Annotated in this window: 1 protein-coding gene; it reads left to right on the forward strand. The window is 69.7% G+C overall.

The window, feature by feature from the left end; all coding sequences use genetic code 11:
- The first annotated feature begins 271 nt into the window (after positions 1 to 271).
- Positions 272 to 685 (forward strand): hypothetical protein, encoded by a 414-nt coding sequence (locus AB0M29_RS45135; RefSeq protein WP_365393673.1) that lies wholly within the window; start codon positions 272 to 274, stop codon positions 683 to 685.
- The last annotated feature ends 1,082 nt before the right edge of the window (positions 686 to 1,767 follow it).

Consider the following 1,767-nt stretch of genomic DNA (forward strand, 5'->3'; position numbering starts at 1 on the left):
CCGCGCTGCCGCGCTGCCGCGCTGCCGCGCTGCCGCGCTGCCGCGCTGCCGCGCTGCCGCGCTGCCGCGCTGCCGCGCTGCCGCGCTGCCGCGCTGCCGCGCTCGGGCCCGGAGCGCAGGCTTCAGTGGCGGTCCGGCGCGAAAGCGATTCATCAACGATGCGAGTCGCAGACCGGTGGTCCCGCCTGGATTCTGGAATGGCTGAAAGCACAGCCTGGAAAAGCGCCGCTGGGCCTGCTGGCTCGGCCTCGTCAGCCGGTGGTATCGCAAGATGATCCCGTTGAGGGTCGTGTACGGCGCGGCGTCCGCGACCGGGACCGCTTCGGTCGGCTTCGTGGTGTTCCTGATACGCCGCCGCCGTTCTGGAGCCGGGGGGTGCGACGACATGATCGACATGCCCGGTCTGGCCATGCTCCTCACGGTCGCGCGGGAGAAGCCGTGGTCCTCCTTCCCCGCCGGACCGGCTCCCAACTGGTACGGCTGGTCGGCGGACACTCACCTGCGCGGCCTGCAGAAATTGCTCGAACTCGGCCTGGTCGAGCGCCGCACGACCTACAAGAATGGCCCGCTGTCCCCCAACGGGTACACCCTCGTCTACCAGGACCGGCTCGTCTCGTGGATGCGGCCGTCCCGGGCGAAGACCACCAAGACCACGCCGCCGGCGGCTGCCAAGAGCGGCAAGTGATGCTGCCCCTGCATCGTGCTGCCGTTCTTGCCCAAGGGCACCGACCGCGTGATCCTCCTCCTCACCACCCTCACCGGCTACGTCACCGCCGTGCTGACCAACAGCCGCCCGGACCCGTGACCATGGGGGAGCCTGGTCCCGCACGTGAGCGGCGTCGGATTCGACGCCGACACCGGCCGCCTGGACCTGCTGCCCGACTCACCCGCCTACGCCACCCAACTACGCATGAGCACCGCCCGCCTGGTCGCGCTCGCCAACCAAGCCGCCGGCCGGGCCCGTGCGCACCCGGGAGAGCGCGTCGGCCAGCTACCGCCAAGCCCTCGCTGCGCACCAGGCCGCCAAGGCGATCACGTCGACCCGGTGGCTGCTGCGGTGCGGGCCGCGATCGGGAGGCAGGAGCCGCATGAGGCCGGGACCTGGATCTACCGACGGGACCAGAGGCTGCGGCTTCCGTACGGCGCGATCAACATTTGTCCAGCATTCCGACTCCTTGAAACCCGGGGCACATCAGGGGCGCCGAGCAGCCAACGGCCGGCCACCGGTCCCCATGGAACACAAGACGGTCCTGCTCCGGCAGCGGGCCCGACTCACGACGGCACTCGCTCACCTGGAACGGGCCCGCAGCCCCGAGCCGGCGCCCTCCCCGACCGCCGTCGCCAGCCCGACCGATCCGGACTCGCGGTTACAGCTGGGCAAACACGGCGGCTACCTCCAGGAATACAACTTGCAGATTGTGCCCCCGCCGCCAGGTCCTGCTGGCCGTCGACCTGCACGACAACCCGTCTGACCGCACGGCACTGATCCCGATGGTCAGGAAGACCCCCAGCACGCGGCACGACTGCCGGGCGCCGCGAACTGCAGTTGGTCTACATGGGCGGAGCGCGTGGTGATGACGGGCAGCTCACAGGTGGGTGACCTGGCCCATGTGCAGCGGGATCACGCTTCCGCTTACGCGCCCTCCGGCCTCCTTTTTCAGCCAGGTTGGGGAGGCACTTATTTCAAGGCTTGACCGCGCCGTTCGGGTCTGGCTAGGTTCAATGTCAACGCGAACGACCGGCCGTGTCATCGGACGATGTAAGGCC

Source organism: Streptomyces sp. NPDC051976 (assembly GCF_040680795.1).
Lineage (GTDB): Bacteria > Actinomycetota > Actinomycetes > Streptomycetales > Streptomycetaceae > Actinacidiphila.

What these genes read in the sequence shown, in the direction of transcription:
- AB0M29_RS45135 (WP_365393673.1), top strand. Translation starts at nt 272, where the DNA reads ATGATCCCGTTGAGGGTCGTGTACGGCGCGGCGTCCGCGACCGGGACC.